Annotated in this window: 17 protein-coding genes; 9 read left to right on the forward strand and 8 right to left on the reverse strand. The window is 43.2% G+C overall.

The window, feature by feature from the left end; translation table 11 throughout:
• Positions 1-481 precede the first annotated feature (481 nt).
• A complete protein-coding gene (locus M0C34_RS04515; protein ID WP_248714464.1) occupies positions 482-2,590 on the forward strand; it encodes a carboxypeptidase-like regulatory domain-containing protein in 2,109 nt (702 codons plus the stop codon).
• Positions 2,591-2,661: 71 nt separating this feature from the next.
• On the opposite strand, the gene M0C34_RS04520 is transcribed toward M0C34_RS04515, so the two are convergent.
• Together M0C34_RS04520 and M0C34_RS04525 are read right to left on the reverse strand one after the other, a co-directional pair.
• Positions 2,662-3,480 carry a type 2 periplasmic-binding domain-containing protein gene (locus tag M0C34_RS04520; RefSeq protein WP_248714465.1) on the reverse strand — a complete coding sequence of 273 codons (819 nt, stop codon included), beginning with the start codon at positions 3,478-3,480 and terminating at the stop codon, positions 2,662-2,664.
• 29 nt (positions 3,481-3,509) lie between these two features.
• The gene (locus M0C34_RS04525) at positions 3,510-4,799 is read right to left on the reverse strand and encodes a GGDEF domain-containing protein (protein WP_248714466.1); all 1,290 of its coding nucleotides are present in this window, start codon (positions 4,797-4,799) and stop codon (positions 3,510-3,512) included.
• Positions 4,800-5,113: 314 nt separating this feature from the next.
• Between M0C34_RS04525 and M0C34_RS04530 the strand changes: the two genes are divergently transcribed.
• The 6 genes from M0C34_RS04530 to M0C34_RS04555 all read left to right on the forward strand — a co-directional run bounded on the left by M0C34_RS04530 (position 5,114) and on the right by M0C34_RS04555 (position 13,272).
• Positions 5,114-6,070, forward strand: a complete 957-nt coding sequence (locus tag M0C34_RS04530) for a MalM family protein (protein ID WP_248714467.1) — start codon at positions 5,114-5,116, stop codon at positions 6,068-6,070.
• Positions 6,071-6,485: 415 nt separating this feature from the next.
• Entirely contained in the window at positions 6,486-7,835 is a 1,350-nt protein-coding gene (locus M0C34_RS04535; protein ID WP_248714468.1) for a carbohydrate porin, read from the forward strand.
• 381 nt (positions 7,836-8,216) lie between these two features.
• Positions 8,217-10,238, forward strand: a complete 2,022-nt coding sequence (locus tag M0C34_RS04540) for a methyl-accepting chemotaxis protein (RefSeq protein WP_248714469.1) — start codon at positions 8,217-8,219, stop codon at positions 10,236-10,238.
• A gap of 243 nt (positions 10,239-10,481) precedes the next feature.
• Positions 10,482-11,429 (forward strand): LysR family transcriptional regulator, encoded by a 948-nt coding sequence (locus M0C34_RS04545; RefSeq protein WP_248714470.1) that lies wholly within the window; start codon positions 10,482-10,484, stop codon positions 11,427-11,429.
• Between the two features lie 148 nt (positions 11,430-11,577).
• Positions 11,578-12,141, forward strand: a complete 564-nt coding sequence (locus tag M0C34_RS04550; protein ID WP_248714471.1) for a hypothetical protein — start codon at positions 11,578-11,580, stop codon at positions 12,139-12,141.
• A 258-nt stretch (positions 12,142-12,399) separates the two neighbouring features.
• Positions 12,400-13,272: a hypothetical protein gene (locus M0C34_RS04555; RefSeq protein WP_248714472.1), complete on the forward strand. Its 873-nt coding sequence runs from the start codon at positions 12,400-12,402 to the stop codon at positions 13,270-13,272.
• Positions 13,273-13,312: 40 nt separating this feature from the next.
• Here M0C34_RS04555 and M0C34_RS04560 read toward each other — a convergent pair whose 3' ends face one another.
• Both M0C34_RS04560 and icd read right to left on the reverse strand, forming a co-directional pair.
• On the reverse strand, positions 13,313-15,688 hold the full coding sequence (locus tag M0C34_RS04560) for a methyl-accepting chemotaxis protein (protein ID WP_248714473.1): 2,376 nt from the start codon (positions 15,686-15,688) through the stop codon (positions 13,313-13,315).
• Positions 15,689-15,879: 191 nt separating this feature from the next.
• Positions 15,880-17,151, reverse strand: coding sequence for an NADP-dependent isocitrate dehydrogenase (gene icd / locus M0C34_RS04565; protein WP_248714474.1), 1,272 nt, complete (start codon positions 17,149-17,151; stop codon positions 15,880-15,882).
• Positions 17,152-17,589: 438 nt separating this feature from the next.
• Here icd and M0C34_RS04570 point away from each other — a divergent pair, with 438 nt between their 5' ends.
• Positions 17,590-18,909, forward strand: coding sequence for a carbohydrate porin (locus tag M0C34_RS04570; protein ID WP_248714475.1), 1,320 nt, complete (start codon positions 17,590-17,592; stop codon positions 18,907-18,909).
• A gap of 654 nt (positions 18,910-19,563) precedes the next feature.
• Positions 19,564-20,859, forward strand: coding sequence for a carbohydrate porin (locus tag M0C34_RS04575; RefSeq protein WP_248714476.1), 1,296 nt, complete (start codon positions 19,564-19,566; stop codon positions 20,857-20,859).
• A 98-nt stretch (positions 20,860-20,957) separates the two neighbouring features.
• Here M0C34_RS04575 and M0C34_RS04580 read toward each other — a convergent pair whose 3' ends face one another.
• The 4 genes from M0C34_RS04580 to M0C34_RS04595 all read right to left on the reverse strand — a co-directional run bounded on the left by M0C34_RS04580 (position 20,958) and on the right by M0C34_RS04595 (position 25,622).
• Positions 20,958-22,055: an endo-1,4-beta-xylanase gene (locus tag M0C34_RS04580; protein ID WP_248714477.1), complete on the reverse strand. Its 1,098-nt coding sequence runs from the start codon at positions 22,053-22,055 to the stop codon at positions 20,958-20,960.
• A gap of 314 nt (positions 22,056-22,369) precedes the next feature.
• Positions 22,370-24,031, reverse strand: coding sequence for an AMP-binding protein (locus M0C34_RS04585; RefSeq protein ID WP_248714478.1), 1,662 nt, complete (start codon positions 24,029-24,031; stop codon positions 22,370-22,372).
• A 340-nt stretch (positions 24,032-24,371) separates the two neighbouring features.
• Positions 24,372-24,530, reverse strand: coding sequence for a hypothetical protein (locus M0C34_RS04590; protein ID WP_248714479.1), 159 nt, complete (start codon positions 24,528-24,530; stop codon positions 24,372-24,374).
• Positions 24,531-24,743: 213 nt separating this feature from the next.
• Entirely contained in the window at positions 24,744-25,622 is an 879-nt protein-coding gene (locus M0C34_RS04595) for a LysR family transcriptional regulator (RefSeq protein ID WP_248714480.1), read from the reverse strand.
• Positions 25,623-25,630 lie beyond the last annotated feature (8 nt).

The following is a 25,630-nucleotide window of genomic DNA, read 5'->3' on the forward strand; positions in this document are numbered from 1 at the left end:
GATGCGCTAAGCTTACTAATTCTTTTAACTATTGCGGACTACATCTTGATTTTGACAGGGCTTTTTTAGTAAGCGCTTGCTTTGCATGGCGGCAGATAAAAAGAAAAAAATCGTAGGCGGCTGTAATGATTAGTGTGGGATTTATTGCATTTTTCGACCACGCCAAGATTACCGTGGATGTTTTTTTGATTGTTCTATTAGGTTTTTACGCAAATGGTAAGCTTTTCATGATCATTATGTGGGATCTTATACTTCTTAATTTGTTTTATTGGTTCATTATGCTGTTGTTAATTTCCCTTTGTAGTTTGTCAATGACTTATTGTGATCTGGGCATTGTTTTGCTTTTTTGCTTGTTGCGCCTAATTTTTATACCGCTTAGTATCAATATATAAAGAAAGCGCTTTCTTTTTGTTGTTGGTGCAAAGCACCAAATCAACAGTATTAGCAAGGCGCTTTCTACTTAAAACTATGGAGGGTAGGAATGATGTTTTCAAATGTTAGGACCTTAACGCTGACAGCGTTAACCGGTTTGTTGTTTGCTTGTGGTGGTGGCGGTGATGATGGTGATGGTGGGACTCCATCTGTAGATCCAGAAATGTATGAACTTGAGGTAACGGTCAACGATGCTAATGCCCAAACCGCGTTAGCCGGCGCTACGGTAACAATTGCTAGTGAATCGAAAACCACCAACGGCCAGGGTGTAGCTAGCTTTGAGTTAGTCGACGGTAGTTATTTAGTATCGGCAACAATTAGCGGTTATGATAGTGCCCAACAGACCCAAGTCATCGCTGGTGAAGCCGCCAGTTTGACGCTTAGCTTGGAAGAAGACATTGTGGCTCCCCCGCCAGAAGAGATGTTTATTTACCACTCTGATAATGACGACTCCTTTTATGTTCAATACTGGGGGGATACGTGGGGTTCTGGTGCTGGTCTAGATGATTCGATTGTTGACGCTAACTTCAGTAAGGTCATCGAAGTAACTAGCGGCACTAATTGGGGTAAAGGTGCCGGTATTGCTTGGGGTAATGAGCAAGAAAATGCGATCGATGCTTCCACCTATAACTATGCGCGTTTTAACTTGAAACCTAATGGTTTTGCCAATGTTGAAGTGCATGTACAAGGTTTTAATATTCCAGATTTCAGTATTGCTATCCCTGTCGCATCAGGTACACCACTATCAGACGGCTGGATGCAATATGAAGTTGCTATTCCAAGTACCAGCCAACTCAGTTGGTTTGCATTTGTATTTGCTAGTGATACTGATGCGAGTGTCCAAATTAGTAATGTATCTTTAATTACTAAAGACGTAGACCGGAGCCAACCATCAACGGCTGCACCTACCCCTAGCGTTTCCAATGAACAAGCGTTCTCTATATTTAGTGATTCTTTAGATGAAGATAAATTCGTTTCACTATGGAACGAAAATTGGTGGAATGCACCCTTTTACTCGCCAGGAAGTATTGATGGTGATAATTATGCTCGTTACGAAATAGTCGGCGCGGGCGCTGAAGGCGGTGTTGTTGGTATTCAATTCGGGATTGAATATGGCAGTGTTGATGTATCAAATCACAATACTTGGAATATCGATTTATACGTAGAGCCTGGTATTAGCCGTATTCAATTGCAGCTGGTATCTACAGATGGCTCCGCTAGTTATATTATTGATAATCCACCTACAGCTCAGTGGGTAAGCTATGCGATTCCATTTTTGAGTATGGGCCTAAATGGAGAAAGTGCTTTGAATGGGGCACAGATGCAAATGGCTGGGATTCAACTTTGGGGGGAAGCGGGCAAAGCTATCTTTGTTGACAACTTTTACTTTTCTGGCGAAGCCGATAAATATGACTTAAATGTATTAGTGCAAAACCAACAAGGTGCGCCATTGGCCGACGCGGTTGTTTATGTAGGCGCTGAAAGTGAGTTTAATTTACCTTATGAAGTCTCGACGAATGCTTCGGGTATAGCGACACTAAGTCTCGCTGAAGGAAAACAAAAAGTGAAAGCCTCTGCTGATGGGTACGGTATTGGCCAAGCGGTGAGCGATATTGCTAATGGAGCGAATAGCCTGACAATTAGCCTAGTGCCAACTAATGCAGGGCCAACCGAGGCAGCACCAGTGCCAACAGTATCTAATGACGATGTTATAGCGATTTTTAGCGATACCTTGTCAAGCGAGCACTATGTTACTTACTGGTCTGATCCTTGGTGGAATCCACCCACACAGTCATTTGTAAGCCTAGGCGGTAATAATACCTCTAAATTCCAAATTACTCCTGAAGGCACTAATGGAGGAGTTACAGGCATTCAATACGGCGTAACTAACCCTGTTGATGGTTCTAACATGACAGGGCTGCGTTTCGACTTTTATGCTACTAGTGGAATAAGCAGAGCTCAGTTTCAAGTGCTGTCTTCCACTGGTCCTGCTATCTTAGATATTGCTGGAATTGAAACCGGTCGTTGGATTAGTGTTGAGATCCCATTTGATTCAGCAACCGGCAGTTTTAACCGCAGTGAGTTGACGCAGATGGGCTTGCAGCTTTGGGGCTCAACCAGCGATAGCGCTTATGTCGATAATATTTACTTTTACTAGTAACTAAGGGTAATAACAAAAAAGGAAGCGTCAGCTTCCTTTTTTGTTGCTTGTTGTATTAGGGTTTAGGCTTAGGGGACTTGTAGCGAAATAGTGGTACTGTTTTCTAACTCAATCAGCTTATCCCAACCTTGTTGAAAGTCTGCCACAGAGAAAAATAATTGATCAAAGCTGCCGTCAGCCAACGCCATATATAAGCCTTTTTCTAAGCGCTCAGCTAATAGCGTGTTGTCTGGATTAACATAGAAAAAATAGCGGGTTGGGTAATGCAACACAACATGCTTAAGAATGTCGAATTGCCCTTTGTAGGCATTTAACTCAGACCATACCTCATAGCTTCCTCGTGATACATAATCAAAACGACCCGCTGCGAGCATGGGGAGCAGGCTGTCGTTCACCGAGCTAATAGTAGGAATACCATTGTATTTAAGAATTTGAGTATCGCTCCAGTAAGTACCAGAACCGGCGGTGAAATAACGTAGATCCTCTAGCTTATTGATAGTCGAAAAGCGCGTATGCTGGCCCTTTTTGATGAGTAAGAAGCGGTATTGGCTTAAACCTTTTAGCAAATCAAATCTTACTGCGCGTAGCTGCCGGTCTCTTTGCTTATTACTTGAACTCCATAATACATCTATGTGTTGGTTAAGCTTCAGATAACGGCGCAGGCGCTCAGTGCTGACTTCTCGTTCAAAGGGGTGAAGTTCAAAGCTTCCGTATTCGTTAGCAGTTTTTTGTAAAGCCAAGTTTAGCACTTGTGCGTAAAACTCTGAGCGTTGACTATATTTGGGATAGACAACAACATGTTTAGTGTCGGTCGCGTTACAAGAAGCACTGAACATTGTCGACAACAGCAGTAGTAAACCGTTGTTACTACTGAACCAGCGTTTCATTTACATCATCCTTTGTGGAGAGTTAGGGCTTAGCCCTGTTCTACTTGGTTTCTGCCTTGAGATTTAGCCCGATATAGCGCCTCATCTGCGCGTTTGAACCAAGTATCTACGTTGGCCGAGTGAAGTTGGGCAACACCGAAGGAACAGGTAACAGAACACAAGCGACTTAACAGCTCGTGTTCAATACTGGCTCTTAGGTGTTCAGCGAAAATAGCAGCACCTGTTATGTCGGTATTTCTGCAAACTACCACAAACTCTTCTCCACCCCAGCGCGCTAATACATCTTGTTCTCTAATTTTAGAAGAGACTAAAGCGGTGAGGTTAATCAGTACTTTGTCACCTTCGTCGTGACCATAGGTATCATTAATTCGCTTAAACAAGTCTATATCAAACATCACTAAACTCGCTGGCTGAGAGAGAGTTGAAAACTGGCTTATGAGTTCACTTAATACACTACTCAAACCGGCTCTATTAAATACTTTGGTCAGAGGGTCAGTTTTAGCCATAGATTCAAACTTGTCGCGTTCGATACTTAGGAAATTATTAATTCGATCGAGTTCTGCGGCTTTTATTTTCGAACTCAAATATTTTTTACGGAGGCTTAATGTTAAAAAGATAGAGTGGCCAATAATGCTAGTAATCCAAATAAACAATAGCCCCAAATAAAGATCTTTTGCAGCGATCCACTTACCAATAAAGGTAAATGAGTACAGCTTTATATCGACATTTTTTAACTGGTAACTGTCGCCGGTTGCGATCTGCAAGTACTTGACTTGATCCATTTTTGCATTGGTGTCGATGCCATAAGGTTTAGAAAAGATCCACCATGAGGGAACATAAAAACGATTCATTGCGAGCGTATACTCTGATCTACCAGAGCTAGGGTTAATCGTTTGAAGGTTGGCCCTAGTTTGTCCAATAGCCGACTCTGCTGGCGTTGCGTTTTGCTCACTATTTAATAGGTAGACTAAAATGGTATCTCGTTGCGGATTATGCACTACCATATCTAATACAATGGAATGAAATTTACGTAGATCAGGGTATTGGTCTGGTTGTTGGCTCAGTGGAATTAGCATACTACAAAAAGGGAAGGTGGCAGATTGAGCGGTTTGGCAATTAAGGTGCGCATTGTCTTGGTTGATGGTTAGTGTTGCCAGTGACTTTCCACCATTTATATCATCATTCAAGGTACTCACCTTAAGTGATTGATTTACCGGTACGTGCAGATAATGATTCATTCCTAGTAGTTGCCAAAGCATTAAGCTTAAAGTGACTAGCACTAACAAAGGGTAGTAAATTTCTTGACGTAAAATGCGCATACTATCAACCAATCATGTTTTATTACTGCTCAATTCGACCTCAGCATGCCGTGGCTAGTAAACTGTGTTCATCTGTTTGTATAGGCTGTTTATCGAGACTTTGGGTTCGCTCGCACTGCGATCTCACAAAAAGGCTTTCTAAGCGGACATATAGCTTGTATTTAGCGCAATAATTATTACATTGATAGAAAGTAAGCGCTTTCCTGAATGAATGGATTCGTGAACTTAGCCCGTGTTTTTGTGTCGAAGTGCTATACCGAACACGGTAGAGAGTGTAAAAGCGCCAGTCAAAAAATATAAATTAGGGAATAGATATGAAGTTAATTCTTGCTACGAGTGTAATGCTCGCGTTGGTCGGCTGCAGCAACAACGCCAGTATGGTGGTTGATTATGGCACCGATGAAGCACCAGCAATACAACAAGTATCGGCGGAAGAGGGCTACCAAGCTTTAGCTCGAGCGCCAATTTGTTGTGCCTCTTTAGCTGAGCTGAGTTACCTGCCTGTTCTAGAGCCTGGTAAATTTGATTTTACGATTACTGCCGATGACCCGGTGTTTGACTTCACGACTGGTCGCTCATTTGTTAAAGCGATTGCGCTGCCTAAGGCAGAGGCAGCAATTAAAATTGCAGTGTCAGCACCTATATTGAACAGTGTATTTGCGCCATCGATCTTGGTACTGGACCAAGACTATAAACCGCTTAAAGTATTTGGTGACGATGCGATTGCTTATGATAATAGCTCCATCATTACCGTTGACCGTTTATTTGGTGATATTGAATTGCCTGCCAGCTACGCTGGTGGCCAGAAAGCCAGTTATTTAGTGGTGTTTACCACCGCCGCGGCGATGGATGAACAGACGACCTTAACACCACCCAGCAGCAGGGCGGCAGAGTCTGGGCGAGTAGATGCTAATGTTAAAATACATATGAACAAGCCGATCCCTCATACCGCTATTGGCGCTGTTCGGCTTGCCTTCGACTATACACCTACTAGTCAATCGCTTACTGAAGCCGTTGCCGCGGCAGCGATTGTAGACGCTAGCGCTGCTACTGTTATCAATGAGTCAGTAGCTACCGAGCCGTTAACTCAAAATACCCCCCAAGCTGGTATTCAACCTGAAGTTGATGAGATGTTTAGCGGGTTAATTGAAAAAGCGGTTGCCAGTGGTGACTACAATAAAGCGATTAAAATTGTAGAAGATGCGGAGAAAGCCGGTTCATCTACCGCAAGAGATGTATTGGTCGATGCGATGAAGAAACACGCTCAATAGCTATTATTACCTTATCCGCTACACTCTGTTTCACTTTTAGCGAACCTCGCTAAAAGTGAAATAGAATTCCACACCCTCTATGTAAATTAATATTACCTATAATTATCAGTGGCTTATCCTTTATCTCTCGCTGTGTAGCAAAGCGTTGTTCTGGTTTTATTCAGCCTAAATAAATTTAGAAAGCGCTTTCTTTTGTGGGATAAAAGTCACAAAAAGTTTTATTTAAAGCCTTTATACTGATTTTGAAAGTTAATTGATGTGTTTTTTATTCCGTTTAGTCGATGAATTATCGCTAAGGGCGTATTTTGTGCAACGCGCGTTAAAAACTTTCATTTTTTTAGTTCTAAAAAGAAAGCGCTTACTTTTTTGGTTGCTGATTTCTGTATGGAAAACAATGAGTTTTAATGGAGTTAAAATGAAATTATCCAAATTAACGCTGGCATGCCTAGCTGCTGTGTCAAGCTTATCTGTAACTGGTACTGCGGCTGCAGCAACCGAAGGTTTTGAGTTTCACGGCTACTTTCGCGCTGGCGTATTGCTGAGTGCTGAGAATGATTTTAAAAAGGCCAATTTTGCTGGCCAAAAAGAGACACTAGGGCGTTTAGGCTTAGAGGCTGATAACGACGCAAGTTTAGATTTTGCTCGAACGTGGGTATTCGATGACGGCCGCTCAGCAAAAATTAACGTGGGTTTAGGTGACTTTGGTAATGAAAGTGCACTGAGCTCAAGCGCTGATGCGTATCAGATGGGTTTTGGTCAAATATTTGTAGAGTTTGAGGGTGTTTCGCCAAGCGGTATTTTTTGGGCCGGTCGACGTGATTACGGTAAAGATAACTACATCTTTATGACTGATTTCTTCTATTCAGATATGTCAGGAACCGGTGTTGGTATAAGCGGTTATGAAGCTGGCGATGCCATGCTAGATTTTGCTTATATTGCCAGTGATAGAACAGACCCAACAATCGATCGTTGGGCAGAAGATGCCGACGGCAATTTAGAAAACCTAAATAACTTGATGCATGCCTTCCAGCTTTCCGTGACTTACGGTGCCTTAGAGTTATCTGCAATGTACAAAACAATGCCTGATAACTGGGATTATGATGGGGTTGAGTGGGCTGAAACCGGTTACGATTTAACCGCAATTTACACCTTAAATAGCTTCTTTGGTCTTAAGAATGGCTTTTCTACGATTATCGCTCAAGCTGGTAAAGGTTTAGGTTCAGGTAATTTGTTAGGCGCAACAATTACATCTTATAACGCTTACCACCCTGGTTCGCAGTTCCAAGGTGAACACCCAGATTGGGATTGGAGCTCTGCCTCTAATGGTGGTGATGCAACACGCTTATTAACCATGGTTGATGAGAAAGATACGTCGGCTCGCTTGTTATTATGGGGTGGCTATACCTTTGATAATGGTATTGGTTTGTTTCCATCTATCCAAGGCCAATACAACGACCACCACGAAAATGACCTAGGTGCTTACGATTACTGGATCTCAGCAATGGTGCGTCCAACCTTCCCAGTTAGCCAACATTTCTATGTTCAAGGTGAACTTGGTTATGTTTATAACAACTGGAGTGGTGCAACGTCTAACTCGTCTAAAATCACTGTAGCACCGACCTTTATCTTGCCATCAGGCATGGGACCAGCTCCAGAAATTCGCTTGTTAGCGACTTACCTTCCTAAGTCTTGGACTGCCACTGATGATGCGGGCAACTCTGACGCAGATTTCATTGTGGGTGTTCAAGCGGATGTTTGGTGGTAGACACTAAACCCCTGAGAGTGCGCTATCAGTCGTAGGCACTCTCTAGCTTTAACCTTTCCTTTTGTTCTTTTTAGCATTGTTGTGTTTTTGGAACGTCGGTGAGGGGCTAGATGTAAACGTTGAAAGTAATTAGTCACCAAGAGTTAGCTGAACAATCTCACTAATTACTTTTATATGTTGTTCAATTCATTAGTGCTCCCTGTATGCACGTTATTGACATCTGCTCCTCGCCCTTTTTTAGTTTCTCTCATTGTTGTTAATGCTTACGGATAAGACTAATTACGGAGGCTTTATGCTCTTTATCGGTTTGTTCTTACTAGTCGTAATTTGTTATGCAGTGTTAGTGGATATATTTAGAATATTAAGTATTAGGTGATGTTTATGGTTAGGTGGTTTTCTTTTAAACGGCGGGCAAAAATGTCGGTAATTCGCCGAATGTACGGTGGCTTCATATTGATGGTGGCGCTGTTTATCATTACCGTCGCATTGATGCTTGATGGCACAAGCCGAGTGCATCAACAGCTGTTATCGGTTAATTCAAATGCTTTACCCTTGATGACCTATGCCAACCTCACTAGTGTTAATTTGCTGATCGCAGATAAAACCTTCAAAGACTTCTTAACCACCGAAGACCCGATTAAGCAGCAAGAATTTACCGACCGGTTTGAAATTAACCATCAAGCCTTTAGCCAAGCCCTAGAGCAGTTAACCAAAACTTCACAGGGTATCCCAGCCTTAAGCGAGCAATTAGCGGCCCTTATTCAATTAGAAGACCGTTACTTTTCTGAATCGCGCTTAGCCATGCTTAACTACCAGAATCAAATTGCGGCCCAGAAAGAAAGAGTCATTACTGCTCGCCGTTTTCAAAAGCTGCAAACAGAGTTGCGTTTAGGCATGAGTGATTACGTTAATAGCCAAGACGATTTAGCCGTTAAGTTGATGTCTAAAAGCTATTTTCAAAAACTTCAACAAACTGAAACCATCACATCTGATGCTTTGGCCAGCGACGACCCTAAAAAAATCGCTAAGGCAATTAAAAATAATAAGCGCAGTGTCACTCAACTTAATTTCTCTTATCTTGGCTTGGTGGCTCAGTTACCCGAGTTAAAAGAAAAGTATGAGCAGTCTACTAAACAGTTTATCCAAGACGTGGGTAACAAGGGTGGGGTGCTTGACCTTCACTTTCAATCGGTTAAGTCACGCGATTTACTGTATGCCAATATCGCAGTACTGGCGAGTGAAATAGATAAATCTTTAGAGATACTCAGCGTGTTTCGTCAACAAGCCGATTCGTTAAAAGATGGCGCGATTGATAATGCAGAAAGCATCTATCAAGATAATTACAAGCAAGCGTTTCTAATTGGCGGTGTAGTCAGCATATTTTTACTATTTTTGGGTTGGTTATTAGCCCAAAACGTACGTAAACCATTAGCGTCAATATTGACCGCCTTAGAGGCCTTAACTGACGGAGACATGCGCCAGCGAGTGAGTGGTAATTCATTTGTTGAATTTGATCAGCTTAGCAAACATATCAATACCTTAGCTTCGCACCTTCAAGATATTCTCACTAAACTAGGTTTAACCTCGAAAAACTTAGCCGATGTTTCGGCGCAGAACCAATCGGCAATGTCTGATTCTAGCGGCAGGTTGAGTGAGCAGCGCCAGCAAACTGCATCGGTAGCGACAGCGATGACTGAAATGCAGCACTCGGTTAAAGATGTAGAAGCCAGTGCGCGTAGCTCAATGGACAAAGTCAGCGATGTTGAGCAAGCGGTTCGAACCGGTACTCAAGTGATGAGCAGTAATAGCACGACCATTAATCTGTTATCAGAGCAGCTTAACGAGTCGGTTGATGTGGTTTCAGATGTTCAAAAAATGAGTGTGGATATCGGCTCTATTCTTGATGTGATTCAGAAAATCGCTATGCAAACTAATTTGTTAGCACTTAACGCGGCTATTGAGGCGGCACGTGCTGGCGAGCAGGGGCGAGGCTTTTCTGTGGTGGCTGATGAAGTGCGAGTGCTGGCTAAGCGCACCACTGAAGCCACTAGTGAAATAGAAAGCATGATTAAAAATTTACAAGACAAATCTGAGGATGCCTCAGAGGTTATTCAACGCTGTGTGTCGGAGATGCGCAATAGTGTTGAGCATTCTGAACAAGCCAATAATGCGATGCAAGATATTCAGTCTAGTATCGCTGAAATTAGCCACATGAGTTATCAAATTGCTCATGCTGCAGAAGAGCAAACCACCACCGCGAATAACATTGCGCGTAATCTTGAAGATATAAATCATGTTGCCGACTCAAACAGCCAGTCTATCGATTTAGTGGCAAAAGTCAGTAATAAACTGGATGAATTAGCGCATCAGCAAAATGCGTTGGTGCTAGGTTTTAAAGTATAAAGCCACACCTTAAATTCAGCTTAACTAGCCGGGCATGCGCCTTGTTTGCCCGCGCTACATGAAGTTAATGGGGCTTAACATCGCTACCCTTTGCTCATTATTTAGTTTCACCTCTGCCATTACACGTATTTTACCCCACAGGTGTGCCGTATTAGGCAAACCATAAGCAATGGGCTTTACTCTCGTTTGCATCAAGGTTAATAATAGATATAACAAATTGTTTTTCTTAAAGGTATCAGCTAGGTGAATATTAGAAAGGTTGACCTCAACCTCTTAGTTTATCTCAACGTATTGCTTGAAGAGCGCAATGTATCTCGGGCAGCCAGTAAGTTATCACTTACTCAACCTACCATGAGCAATGCCTTGAAGCGCTTACGCGAGTTGTTTGATGATCCTTTGTTGGTGCGCACCGCCGAAGGCATGACGCCCACCGAGAAAGCCAACAAGTTAAAGCCTGAAATAGTCAGCTTGCTGAGTATGGCAGAAAAAATAACCCAGCCAGATAAAGACTTTTCGCCAGAACAAAGCAGCCATACTTTTCGTATTATGTGTAATGACTACCTAGAGGCCACTTTGCTTGCACCATTTATTCAAGGGGTGCTGAAATCCTGTCCCAATATTAATTTCGATCTATTTAGTCCCGGTGATATAGATCTATTGGATATGGAAAAGGGCAATATTGACTTAGCGATTAATCGTTTTACGAGTTTGCCTAAAACCTTCCATCAATCGAGCATCTGGCGCGACAACTTTTGTTGCTTACTGCATAAAGATCACCCTTACGTACAAGCCTTAGATCTCGATAGTTATTTAGCCGCAGAGCATGTTTGGGTAAATCGAGCAGGCTGGGGGGCAGAGAAGGCGGTGGGGAGTAAAAACTCGGGCCAAAAACTAGGCTGGGTAGATGAGGCCTTAGCCCAGCTTGACCAAACCAGGAATATTCGCGTTTATACAAGGCATTATGGCGTAACGAGTTTGTTGCTGTCTCAGCCACAACTCATTGCTACCTTGCCAAGACGCTATGCGATGTTACATAAAGATCAGCTTGAGTTACGGATTGTTCGTGTGCCGTTTCAAATAGTGCCCATTGAGACCAAAATGATTTGGAGTCCTTTGTTACAACACTCTAAAGCGCATCAATGGCTGCGGCGCTCGTTACTGGCGTTTTCCCACTCGGTGGAAGATAGATAAGCCCTACTATTCATTAAATCTATAGTTTGTATAGAAAACTACAATTTCATTTTATATTAGCGTCGCGCTATCTTGAAGGTGAGGCTTAGTTAGGGACATTCGCTGAGCAAACAAAACAATAACAAAAATCACCAGAAGGAAATTGACCATGAATACATCTAAACAAAGCGGTCAAGGCTACCAGCACAGAGACAATCTATTCATTGACACCTCTTTACTGACTTTTATTGAGCAGCAGTTGCTATCTAATAGCACCGTTAGTTCGGCTCAGTTTTTTGAGGCTTTATCTGTCTTGGTAGAAGAATTTGGTGGAACCTATCGCCGACTCAATCAAAGTAATCAAGAGATGACCGGTGAAGATCATTTGCAATTATGCCAAGACAGCGCCCAGGCAAAATCGGCCATTAATATTAGTCGAGGTAGCAGCAAAGCGATTTTAGACGAGTATGGCTGCGCTATTCCAAGTTGTATATTAGACGTACTCACCACGACTCTGCTTGCCGAGCAACAAAACATGATGTTGTCTTTAAGTACCAGTAATGTAGCTGAAGCCGAATTAATGGAAGCGGTATTTAATCGCGCTCATGATTTGCTAACATATAGTACTGTACATATTGAAGTACTTCGCCCCATCGATAACGTAGCTTGCATAGCACAAGCACGCCAGCGAGCCGAATATAGCCAGCCTAAGGCGCTGGTAAGTCACGGCTAACGTGTAACATCAATCATTAAAAATCGAGGCGAAAGCCTCGTTTTTAGTTTCCACTTAGTTCACGTTTCTCACCGATACTTTATGAAATCAGCAGCTCATGAGTAGCTAATCACTTATCCATCTATCTAGATCTCAGAAAACACAATCAGCGCATGACATCGTGGTCATACTTATCTAATAAGAATCTATCTCATTTTACCTGTCACAATGCGCTGGTTATTGGTAGCAATAGTATTAACCCTACTGATGGAGACGATCATGCTCGAAAATATAAGGGGCTGCGGTGTGCTGGCTTTAGCAAAAATACGCGTATTAATGTTGATTGCTACTAGCTGTTTCCTGATAGCCTGTCATTCCTCGCCAAGCACTGAGCAACGCCAATCTTCTTTATTGGAAATTGAATCACTTGCGCCAGTGGCCGTGCAAGCTGAATTCAGCCTGCGTTTAAGCGATGATATGAGTTTACCGCATCAATTGTTACCTAACGGTGTTCCATCATCTTTTGACTGGGCACAAGCCCCTCGTATTGGTTTTGGTAATTATCCGGGTAGATTTTCTGCATTTCTCACTTGGGGGCAAGCCTATTTAGCGGCTGGCTCGCAGCCAGTAGCAAATGTGCGAATACAAATAGCCCATTTAACCAGCTACGTGTTAGATAGCCAAGATATGCAATGGTATGTGTTGCAGTCTTCCACTGAAGTCTCTGGCCATCATTACCGTGAAGACTTTGTAGATGATGAAAATAAACCTGCAGAATTGAAAGACGAAATTGTGGCCAGCTCTGTCGCTATGACCGAGGGGTATAACTTTCACTTTTGGCCTAAGTATAGTGGGCGTAAAAGTATCAGTGAATCACGTATTGCAGGGGTTATTTCTGTGGTGGCTGCTCGCTTGGTGATGGATGATATCAATGGTCCCGATAATCGAGACCAAGCACAATACTTGATGAGTGTAGGCTCAGATTATTGGTTAGATAAGCAAGCTAATTGGCAACAATGGTCCACTAATGGAGATGTAGGCATTGGGCGGTTTAGCCGTATCAATAATCAGTGGCAGTGGTTTACTATGCATAGCTTATCGCAACAACAACTGGCTCAAGCCCTACCGGTACTCGTTCCCATTGAGCCTTAAGCATTCCAAGCCCGAATGAGCTTGGCAGTAACAAGGGGGGTTATTTCCCGTTGCTTTCGTCACTATTTGCCGCTCTTACTTTTTCGCGCCGTTGGCTAGAAAATTGATTGTCGGTGACTTGAAAGCTATTGGTTAATTCTAATAGGCGTTCTCCCAGTTTACCGATATCGCTACTCACATGATCACACAAGTGAATCGATTCCAAGGTGTTATCAAAGCTTGAATCCATTTGCTGAAAGTTGTCAGATACATCTGACAGGCATTGAAGTTGCCCCTGAATTGCTGAGTCGATGCTCTGCACATACTTTTCAATGGTGGTAATTGCCGTTTCAATGTCCTCCCAGCTGCTTTGCGTTTGGTTGACTTTGATTGAGCATTCTTCCGTTGAGGCTAATCCCTGCTCCATGATGTTAGTTACCTGGGTGGTGCTGAGGGTAATCTTATTCACTATGTTGGTGACATCATCTACAGACTCTTTTGTTCTTGATGCAAGCCCACGAACCTCATCGGCTACCACCGCGAAACCTCTGCCCATTTCTCCTGCTCGAGCAGCCTCAATGGAGGCGTTTAACGCTAATAAGTTGGTTTGTTCTGCAATCCCTTTTATCACATCAACAATTCTGACAATTTCGTCGGTATCGGTTTCTAGCTGGCTTACTGCAGACGAGGTACTAACAATATTTTGTTTTAGTGCCGCCATTTTGTTCGCTGTTGAACCTACCGTATCCCGACCTACGATGATTTCACCGGTGGCGTGTTCTGCCGCCGATTTTATATTGTTAAGCTCTTGATTGACGGAGTGGCTGCTATTTAAGGCTAGGGTCAGTTGTTCGCGGACATTTTCCGATTGCTCTTGAGTGTTTTTAGCGTAAACAGTGAGTGAACCATTAATGTCTTTAACGTCTTCAGACATGGGCGTCATTCTAATAATAGAGCCCATTAATTGCGAATAAGTTTGGTCTAAATAGCCGATAAACAGATTTACCCCCTTGGCTAGGGTGGATATCTCATCGCTGCCTTTTTCGGCAAGCCTGATCCTAAGATCACCTTGTCCTGAAGACAGCTGGCTGACAGTCGTTAGCATGTTTCTGATTGGCGCAGTAATGGTTTTCGCTAGCAGCCAGCCAACGATACTGGCAATAATCAAGGCCGCAATAGCTAAGCCAACTAAGCTACTAATGGTTTTCTCTTGTATTTGGCTGGCTAAGTACAAGGCTTCACTTTCATCCATTTCACTTAATACACTCCAGCTCACCCCCTCAATAGATAAAGGCTGGTAAGCCGACACAACACTCACCCCGCGATAATCATCAAATACAGCGGTTCCGGTTTTTCCGGCAATGGCCGCCTGACTGCCTTGGGTATCGATTTTTTGCAGCCCCATAGAGGTTTGTTTGGCTCTCATCTTTTCAATGTTCTGTTCTGACATCCCCAAATTTTGCATTGCTGTTAAATAGGCGGCTAAATCTTCAATCAAAAAACGCGCATCAGAGCGCATTAAGCCATCTTGACCGATCAAATAGGTTTCACCGCTATCTCCTAAGCCGGATGTTTTCCAACTATTGTCATGAGTCATGATGCTATTTAGCCGGTCGATGGGCATTTGAAAAATTAATACACCGATCACGCTATTATTGGCCATAATGGGACTCGCGATAAAGGCCGCTTGGGCATCATAGGAAGGCGGGTAAGCGGCAAAGTCGGTTAAAACGGTTTGCTTGGTTTGTATTACTTGCTTGAAGACTTGGCCAATGTTGGTGTGTTGATATGGCCCTTCTTTTAAGGACGTTGCAAAATCTAACTCTTTAAACACCGAATAGACAATGTAGCCATTATCGGGCTCGACTAAAAATACATCGTAGTAACCAAATTCTTTTTGAAAATGATGGATAGCTGAATGGTATTTGCTGTGTGCTTGAGCATACGCGCTTGTTTCGTCAATATTAGTGAGCTGGTCTTTACTGCCTAAGGGAGCGGGGTTATCAGCAATAAATACTTGTTGAAACTCTTTAGTGCGTTGCGACAGTTGCTTAAGAGCCATGCTGGAAGGGGACGTTTCGCCAGGGTTTTGCTTGCTATATTCAGCAGAAAAATCTTGAGTATAGTACTGCTCTAAGGTTTGATTTGATGTATTGGCTAAGGGGCGCTCGAAAAAGGCCGTTTTAAATTGCGCCATTGCCTCTTGGTACATTAAGTTACTGGCTGAGGTTTCTATTTGGCCTCGTATCGTTCCAAAATAACCTTCAACCTGTTTAGCCACTTGATTTCGGTTGGAAATGAGCTGATTTTCAGCGTTCACCAGTAATAACTTTTTCGACTCAGAGATGGTAATGCCGCCAAGGATTAAACAGCTGGTAATGACAAAAAATACAGTGAGCGTTGAGGTACTCAGCAAAAGCTTGGATTGTAATTTCATGCCAACAGTCTTATAAATTTATTAGGTTTATCATTGAGTTTAGTGTCGATTTCATTAAACAGGCAAGGTTGAAAATCGACTAATTGTGATACCGGTCAAACTGTAGACTATTGGCTTTACTATGTACTTTAAGAAGTGCTTAGCGAGTTAATTTGGCTGGCTCTGCTTGACTAATTTTACACTCGGCGGTGTCAAGTTGAGTGGGCACTATCCATATGTTTTATCACCGCATCACCAAATGCTGAGCAGCTTACTTCGGTAGCATCTTCTATCATACGGGCAAAGTCGTAGGTAACGGTGCGCGCACCTATGGCGCCATTGACACCTTGGCTAATTAATTCTGCCGCCTCTATCCAGCCAATGTGTTTTAGCATCATTTGGGCGCATAAAATAATCGAACAAGGATTGACTTTATCTTGTCCAGCAAGGCGAGGCACAGTGCCATGAGTGGGTTCAAAAAAGGCCACTTCACTACTCATATTGGCGCCAGGTGCAATCCCAATGCCACCAACATGTGCAGCCAGCGCGTCAGCCAACAAATCCCCATTTTGGTTCATGGTGGCGATAACGTCATACAGTTCTGGATGCAAGGTGACTTGTTGAAACATACTATCGGAGATAATGTCTTTGATGATTAATGGTGCTTGTTGCTCACCGCGTGGAATTTCTAACCAATAGCCGTTATTGTGAAGGCGTGCGCCAAACTCTTGTTCTGCTAACTCATAGCCCCAATTCTTAAACGCGCCCTCAGTAAACTTCATGATGTTACCTTTGTGCACCAAGGTAACCGATGCCCGCTTATGCTCTAAGGCGTATTGGATAGCATGGCGAATCAAACGCTTCGAGCCCTGCTCTGAAATATGTTTGATGCCAATGCCACATTCTTCACTAAAACGTATTTTGCTGACGCCCATTTCTTGCTGAAGAAAATCAATCACTCGCTCAGCGGCGGGACTGCCGGCTTTCCACTCTATACCACTATAAATGTCTTCAGAGTTTTCTCTAAATACCACCATATCGGTTAACTCAGGGTGTTTAAGGGGAGAAGGTACGCCCTCAAACCAGCGTATAGGACGAATATTGACAAATAAGTCCATTTCTTGACGCAATGATATGTTTAGTGAACGAAAGCCCCCACCGATAGGCGTGGTTAAGGGCCCTTTAATTGCGACTCGGTGCTCTCTAATTGCGCCTAAGGTCTCTTGTGGAAACCAGTCTCCATCGTACATATTGGCGGCCTTTTCGCCATTAAATACCTCCATCCACATTATCTTTCGGTCAGCACCATAGGCTTTGGCGACCGCAGCATCTACCACCTTAAGCATGACTGGGCTTATATCTACCCCTACACCGTCTCCCTCGATATAAGCAATGATCGGTTTATTCGGCACTTGTAATACTTGGTGGTGGTCTAGCGTGATTTTTTCGCCATCTTTTGGCGGCACAATATGTTGGTAACGCATCAAAAACACCCATACCTTATCAAAGTGCGTATTGGTCAGTGATCGAGTTCACTGTCGTTTGTCTGTTTACTCTACTGTGCGTTTTTGTTGGCTGCAATGATGATGACAAAGTGTGGTGACCTTGGTCTGACTTTTCGGGTCACCCTGGTCTTTTGTTCCTCGCGGACAGATGATTTTAAGTATTACTAATTTTGGTTTTTGGGTTCATAAAGGTTTCACTAAACAAACGCTTACAGTGTTTTAGCCCACAATTTAGGCATTCGCCGCAGTTTCCATTAAGTTATATCGCCAGCCACTCTTGAAAGGCTTTTCATGGTCTGTACTATCGCTTCGCTCAACGTAAGCAAGGAAGCTGTATCAATAACGACGTGCAGTTCTATGAGTGACATTTCACAACAAATTAAAGCGATTATTCCGATACAAAAATACAGGTATGTTATGAGATTTAAAATTCTTTCCGCGGCTGTGGTTTTAGCATTATTACCAATGACTGTTTTTGCTGAAACTGAAACTGAAACTGAAACTGAAACTGAAACCGATATAAATGTAAATGCTGATTTAGAAGAGCAAGTGGCTAGCTCCCAGCCTGTCATTCTCACTCCAAGCAATGAGCTTGAAGAAGGCGTCATATTCTCTGGTTACGCTCGCTATGGTTTACATTATTCTGATGATATTAAACATTATGTGCTTGCCGAAGGTCAGTTAGCAGGTAATGCCACGGGGCGCTTAGGTAACGAAGGTAACGGCGGTGAATTCCAGTTTGCTAAAGCATTTCAAAATGAGGGAGGGGCACTGTGGGACGTAGTGCTAATGCTAGAGAATTGGTCTAAATATAAAATCAATTTAGAAAGCGGTGAAACCGTTTCTGAGTATGGTGATATTGCACTTAAAAAATTCTATGCGGGTGGCACCAATGTTTTTGCCTCTCAACCCAATGCCTACATTTGGGCGGGGCGAGACTTTCATCAGCGCCCACAACAAGAACTAAATGACTACTTCTGGATGACCCACGATGGTCAAGGTGGTGGTATTTACAATCTAGAATTGGGGGCTGCCGCTAAATTAGACTTTTCGGTGGTGGGGCAAGTTGACGGCCCCGGTGATAACGGTAACTACGCCTTTACTTCTAAGTTGCACAGCATCGGAGTTACCGACTCAATTAACATGAGCGTTCTATTTAATTACGGGTTTGAGAACGATCAATACGATGAAGACGGCGATCGCACTAACGAAGCTAAAATTAGCGCTTATCAAGTAGCCGCAGTGTTTGACCAAAACTGGTCGCAAGGGCGTAATCAACTGATTGTGCGTTATGCAGATAACACCGATACCAGTGTTTATAGCAAGGTCGCAGACCTAACTACTTTATTTGTGAGTGTAGAAGGCTTGGCGAATCTTGATAGGCATTTTAGTCTTGCTTATTTAGCGGGATATCATAATTCTGATACCAAACCAGCAGATGAAGCACGTACTAACTACAGCGCTATTATGCGCCCAATGTATCGTTGGAACGCCACGCACTCAACTTGGGTAGAAGCGGGTTACTCGCTGGTTGATTATGAGCAAGGTGGCAAGAATACCGCTTGGAAAGTCACGCTTTCTCAGAACGTAACGCTAAATACATTTGCTAATAGCCGTCCGATGCTACGTTTCTACGCGACAGTAGGGGAAGCTGATAACCAAATTCGGGCTAACGAGCTTGTAGCGGCTAAGCAAGATACTTTAGCGTTAGGTGCAATGTTTGAAGCTTGGTGGTAAGCCACAGGCTTAACACTTTTTTGTTAATGTAGCCCCTGTGATTTAGCGAAAGGTGCTGGTGAAAACCTGCGCCTTTTTATTCGCTACACTTCACGGTCTATGACACTACTTTGGCCATGCGTCTTCTCACTTTTCCTCGCATTTCTTATAAGCCGGGCGCGAGGTTAACTGTTGGCGCTTTCGCTATTAGCGACTGCTGGCCACATAACCTATTCGTGCAACGCCATCCTGTAACAATCGCTTAATCATTCTGTGCACCCATTCACTTTAGGTGCGCTGTTTACGCGACAAAGACCCTTTGTTGTCAGTAGCGGTGATGGTAGAGCGTGATCACCTAAATGCCTCATGACGTAACTCTCTAAAAATACTCACTTCGCGATACTTTTTATAGTTCAATGCGTATTTTGTGGTTTTTAATTTCATGGTTTTATCATTTATATGGTTTTTGTAGTGCCGCGGCTCACAGTTTTAGTATTAGCTTTAATTTCATTGTGTTTATGTGACTGAAGATTTTTGAAAGCGGTTTCTTAATGTGTATTATCGATTTCACTTAAATTGCGCAGGAAAGCAGCATTAATAACTAGGCGGAGTCCAATAAGTGAAGCTTTATAAGAATTAAAGCGATTATTCCAATACAAAAATATAGGTAAAGTTATGAAATTTAAATTACTCTCCGCTGCTGTGGCTTTAGCGTTATCTCCAATGACAGTGTTGGCTGAAGCCGAAGCTGATGTAAATGTAAATGCTGATTTAGAAGAGCAGGTGGCTAAGTCTCAGCCTATCGTTCTTACGCCAAGTAATGAGCTTGAAAAAGGTGTCATATTCTCTGGCTATGCTCGTTACGGCTTACATTATTCTGATGATATCAATCACTATGTTGGCGCCGAAGGACAGTTGGCGGGTAATGCCACGGGCCGTTTAGGTAACGAAGGTAACGGTGGTGAATTCCAATTTGCTAAAGCATTTCAAAGTGACAGTGGTGCCATTTGGGATGTGGTACTGATGCTTGAAAACTGGTGGAAATATACCTCAGATTTAGATAGTGGTGAAACCGTTTCTGAGTATGGCGATATTGCACTGAAAAAATTCTATGCGGGTGGTACCAATGTTTTGGCTTCTCAACCCAATGCCTACATTTGGGCCGGTCGAGATTTTCATCAGCGCCCACAACAAGATCTCAATGACTACTTCTGGATGACCCACGATGGTCAAGGTGGTGGTATTTACAATTTGGAATTGGGTGATGCCGCTAAATTGGATTTCTCGGTTGTCGGTCAAGTTGACGGCCCCGGTGACAACGGCAACTACGCGTTTACTTCTAAGCTACACAGCATCGGGATTACCGACTCAATAAACATGAGCGTACTGTTTAACTACGGCTTTGAAAACGATCAATACGATGAGAACGGCGATCGCACTAACGAAGACAAAATTAGTGCTTACCAAGTGGCTGCGGTATTTGACCAAAACTGGTCGCAAGGGCGTAATCAACTGATTATGCGTTATGCTGATAACACCGACACCAGTACCTTTAATAAAGTAGAAGATCTAACCACCTTATACGTAAGTTTAGAAGGGGCGGTGAACTTTAATGAAAGCTTTAGCTTAGGTTACTTAGGGGCTTATCATGACTATGATGCTAAGTCGTCAGATGACAATCGTACTAACTACAGTGGCATTGTACGCCCAATGTATAGCTGGAACGAAACGCATTCTACTTGGTTAGAAGCGGGTTACTCTGTTGTTGACTATGACCAAGGTGGCAAAAATACCGCTTGGAAAGTCACGCTTTCTCAGAACGTTACGCTAAATGCATTTGCTAACAGCCGTCCGATGTTACGCTTCTACGCGACAGTGGGTGAAGCTGACAACCAAGTACGCTCTAATGAGCTTCTTGAAGCAAAACAAGATACCTTAGCATTAGGTGCGATGTTTGAATCTTGGTGGTAAGCCGCTCGTTTAAAGTCCTTTAGTCATTTTATAACGATCAGTCAGTAAAAAAGGGGGGAGGCTAAAGCCTCCCCCCTTTTTAATGTTCAGGTCTGAGTTTATTGCAGTGCTTCGGCTACACCCTCTATCGCAGGTTTTTGCTCTAGCTGATTGTTAAATAATAATGGCCAATCATTATGCCCGGTGAATCCTGGGATCCAGCTGTCAGCATCACTCACGCCCCATACCGTAATACCACCACGTTGGTTAGCGGGTACATTGCTGTAATAGGCGGCAACAATCTCTTTATAGCGCTGTTTTTGCTCTTCGGCTCTCGCGTTGTCAAATGAGTTATTATTGCCGTTAGGGTTCATTTTTATGTCAAGCTCAGTCACTTTAACTTTTAGACCGGTGTCAGCGGCTCTGGCAAACGATTTGCCAATGTCAGTGATGCTTGGCCAGTCGTAGTTAACATGCATTTGAAAACCTATGCCGTCAATCGGCACGTTCGCGGCTTGCAATTCTTCCACCATTCTCAATACCGAGTTAAGTTTTGCGCCATCGTCTTCAATATTGTAATCGTTGTAAAAGAGCTCGGCGTTTGCATCGGCAGCACGCGCCATTTTAAATGCTTCAGGAATAAAGTCTTTGCCTAAATTATTGTACCAAGGGCTACTACGGTAAGGTGCGTAACCGCCGGTGTTACTGTCATCAAAGGCTTCGTTTACAACATCCCAACTGACTACGCGGCCCTTAAAGTGATCGGCAACGGTAGTGACGTGATCTTCCATCATCGCTGACCAGTCGCCGCTATAGCTGCTCATCCAGCTCGGCATTTGTGAATGCCAGACCAAAGCGTGGGCATGTACGGTAATGTTATTAGCAAGGGCCCAATCAACCAACGTATCGGCATCATCGAAGGTGAAATCACCTTGGCGTGGTTGAATATAAGCCGATTTCATGATGTTTTCAGCGGTAATTTGGTCAAAGTGTTGAATAACCACGTCTTGTAGATCTGGACGGGTTTCTATGCCGTTAGAAAATTGGCCTTCATATCCAGCGGGAACAGCGGTTCCCATATAAATAGAGCTAAGGGCTTTTAAACTCTCAATTTCTGGTACACGAATCGGTTCGCTGGGCTCTGAGCTAGAGCTACCACAGCCGCTAAGGGCCATGCTTATTGCTATAGGAAGTAAAGCTGAAGACAGTAAACGCATATAAAATCCTTATTAAGTGTTAGCGCTAAGCAAATCCACCAAGTTCAACTTGCTTAGGTGTCTGCTCACTATTAAACCGAACAATGCGTTGTCATCACATTGCTAAAACTGTTTCATTGTTTACCAGAATTATCTTTTGTGAAGTTAGAGGTCTTTCATTATTTCAGGCTGGGAGGGAGGGGAATAGTTTCGATAAATCAATAGATTAAAAGTGGTTATTGTGAGGGGGTGTGTGTTGGCAGATATTATTAGTGTTGGGCGCAGTGTTCAGCTGCGCCGTTTTTGTTGGTTGATTTATCCCGAGTAGAATTTATTTAGCGTAATTCTCGGCGGAGAATTTTCCCAACGTTGCTTTTGGGCAACTCTTCTCGATACTCAATGTCTTTCGGCATCTTATAGCCAGTAAGGTGCTTACGGCAGTGCTTTTTAATCTCATCGCGACCGACTCGAGCATTGCACACCACAAACAGTTTAACCCGTTCACCGGTGACGTCATCTTCCACACCAATCGCTGCCGCTTCAACAATCGAAGGGTGTAGCGTCGCCACTTCTTCAATTTCACTAGGAAATACGTTAAAGCCAGATACTAGAATCATGTCTTTCTTACGGTCTTCAATGAAGAAGTAGCCTTTTTCGTCCATGCGGCCAATATCGCCAGACTTAACCCAGCCGTCTTCGGTGAGCACATTGGCGGTTTCTTCAGGTTGATTCCAATACCCTTTCATGACTTGCGGGCCTTTAATTTGCAATTCGCCCACTTCTCCAACGTTTAGCTCTGCGCCGTTGTCATCGACGATGCGGATTTGTGTACTAGGCATTGGCACGCCAATAGAGGGGATAAACGCTTGTTGCTGGTGAGTACCAGCAGCCACAACTGGAGAGCATTCAGTTAAACCGTAACCTTCAATTATTGGCATTTGGGTTAGCTCTTGCCATTGGTCTGCAATGTGTTTTTGAGTGGCCATGCCGCCAGCAATAGTGAAGCGGGCTCTTGAGAAATCTAATTGGCGAAAGCCGGCATGATTAAGTAGACCATTAAATAAGGTATTTAAGCCAAAAATCATGGTAAACGGGTATTTACGTAAGTCGTTTACAAAGCTGTCTAAATCTCGCGGATTGGTAATTAATAGGTTTTTTCCACCAATATACAAAATGAACATCATGCTCACGGTGTTGGCAAAAATATGATAAAGAGGTAAGGGCGTTACGGCGTGTTCTTTATCTAACAAGGTGCGAGGCCCAAAGTGGTAAAACACCTGGATTACGTTGGCTAATACATTGCTATGAGTAAGAATCGCGCCTTTAGCTACACCAGTCGTACCGCCGGTGTATTGCAGAAATGCCATGTCATCACCACTAAGTTGTGGTTTTTTGTAAGCCATGGTCTTGCCTTGAGTTAAGGCTCTGCGCATAGAAATGGCGCCAGGTAGATTGTATTTAGGCACCATCTTTTTTACGTACTTAACGACAAAGTTCACCAAGGTGCGCTTATGTACCGCCAGTTGGTCGCCAATGCTAGTAAGTATTACGTGCTTGACTTGAGTGTCTTTAATGACTTGTTGCAAGCTATTCCCAAAATTGGTGACGGCTACAATGGCGGTGGCCCCAGAATCACAAAGCTGATGTTTTAGCTCTCGCGGCGTGTAGAGCGGATTAACATTGACCACCACTAAGCCTGCGCGCAGTGCGCCAAATAAAGCAATAGGGTATTGCAGTACATTAGGCATCATTAAAGCGATGCGCTCACCGACTTTCATACCTAAATGTTGCTGTAAGTAGGCGGCGAAGGCTAAGGACTTTTGATCGAGCTCTTGGTAGCTAAGGCTGTGCCCCATATTCACAAAGGCAATTTGTTCGGGAGATTGACTGCAGCTGTGCTCAAACAGTTCCAGTAAGTTTTCAAACTGTTCTGTGCTTATTTCTGCTGGCACGTCGTCAGGGTAGCTGTTTAACCAAGGTTGGTCTGTTGAATTCATTTTCTATCCTCACCCTGTGGTTGGCGTATGCCGAGTATATTTAGCGATACTACTCTTGCATGTTGATATTTTTGCCGCACACAGCGCTTATCTATTTTTGCTCGCAAGATTAGCTGATTGGTCTGATAAACCCTAGTCTATTTTTTCGATTCGTTGAGCTAAATCATTAGCAAACTTGTTCAAGTAACCAGTTTTGTGGATAAAGTGCAGATAAACGTCTGTAATGTTTGGTGGGTTTGGTGTTTTATGAATGGCGGTTAAGGTTAATGTCAGTTTTATACGCTGTGTTGAGCAAAGCCTAAACGAACAATGGCAGTGGTGTTTAGGCTTTGCTCAAGGCTTAGTTATTGGTTTGGCTGGCCTGTGCTCTAATGTTATTGGCCAAAGCGGTGACTTCGGCAACTTTTTGTTTTAAATCTTCAGTGGAAAATTTACTTAAATTGTTGCGTGATGCCTCTAAGGTGATACCGATGCCTATCATATCTAATGCATTACTCATGGAATTATCCTCTGCTTTGAAGTGTTGTTTTAGCTTTGTTGCTAAAACATGGATGCAGTGTAAGGTAGTTCTTCGACACTAAACACTCTCTTAGAGATTGAAAGTGTATCTCTTAATTTAGATTTAATATGTTGAATGCGAAATATCTTGTGTGAGGGGAGTTGTACTGATGGGTTATCTCAACATTTATATTAAAGATATATAAAACTAAAACTACCTATCTTCTAATCTGCAGAAGTGATCGGTGAATACTTGCATCGCGATGGTGGGGCTTTGTTCTTTTTTCCAAATTACGTCGCAATGCCAATGTTCCTTGGTCATACCTTTAACCCAAAGCTCGCTAAGTTGTTGTTGTTCAAATAAAGGCTGACAAATATAACGAGGCAATATAGCCCAGCCTAACCCCACCTTTACTAATTCAACAATCTGCTGGCTGTTGCTAGCTTGCATTAAACGGTGACTAACGGTTTGCCCAGAGTCTAAGCCAAGTTGATTGAAAAAATTAAAACCAATTTGCCTAAGCAAGCGCAACTCTTGTTCCGATAGCTCAACAAGTTGTTGTGTTGGATCGGCTGCTATAGCGCAACACAATTCAAATTGATAGGCTCGGGAATAAATGAGTTGGGGAGAGTACTCAAAGGTGCCTAAGCTAAAACCAATATCTACATGACTGTCTTCTACCCATTGGTGAACACTTAACGTGTCACCACTGAGAACGTCAATATCTAAACTAGGGTATTGATCATTAAGTGTTTTTAAACCTACAGCAAATTGCTGATCCATTAACGATACGTCAACCGCAACTCTCAGTCTGTCGGGAAGTCCGGCGAGTAAGCCTTGAGCCTTTTGATTGAAATGATTCAAGTCGCTAAGAACTGATTTAGCGTATAAATACAAAGAATGACCGGCACTGGTTAGCTCAACTGATTTTGCCGAACGGGTAAATAAGCTTAAGCCGAGATCAATTTCCAAATCGTTAACTAGGTGGCTAACGGTGGTTCGATGTTTCCCCAACATCCGTGCTGCCGGGCCAAAACCGCCATTTTCTTTTGTGTATACAAAAGCTTCTAGTTGCTCAATGGATGCAGGCATAGATCGGT

The organism is Agarivorans sp. TSD2052, assembly GCF_023238625.1.
Classification (GTDB): Bacteria; Pseudomonadota; Gammaproteobacteria; order Enterobacterales; family Celerinatantimonadaceae; genus Agarivorans.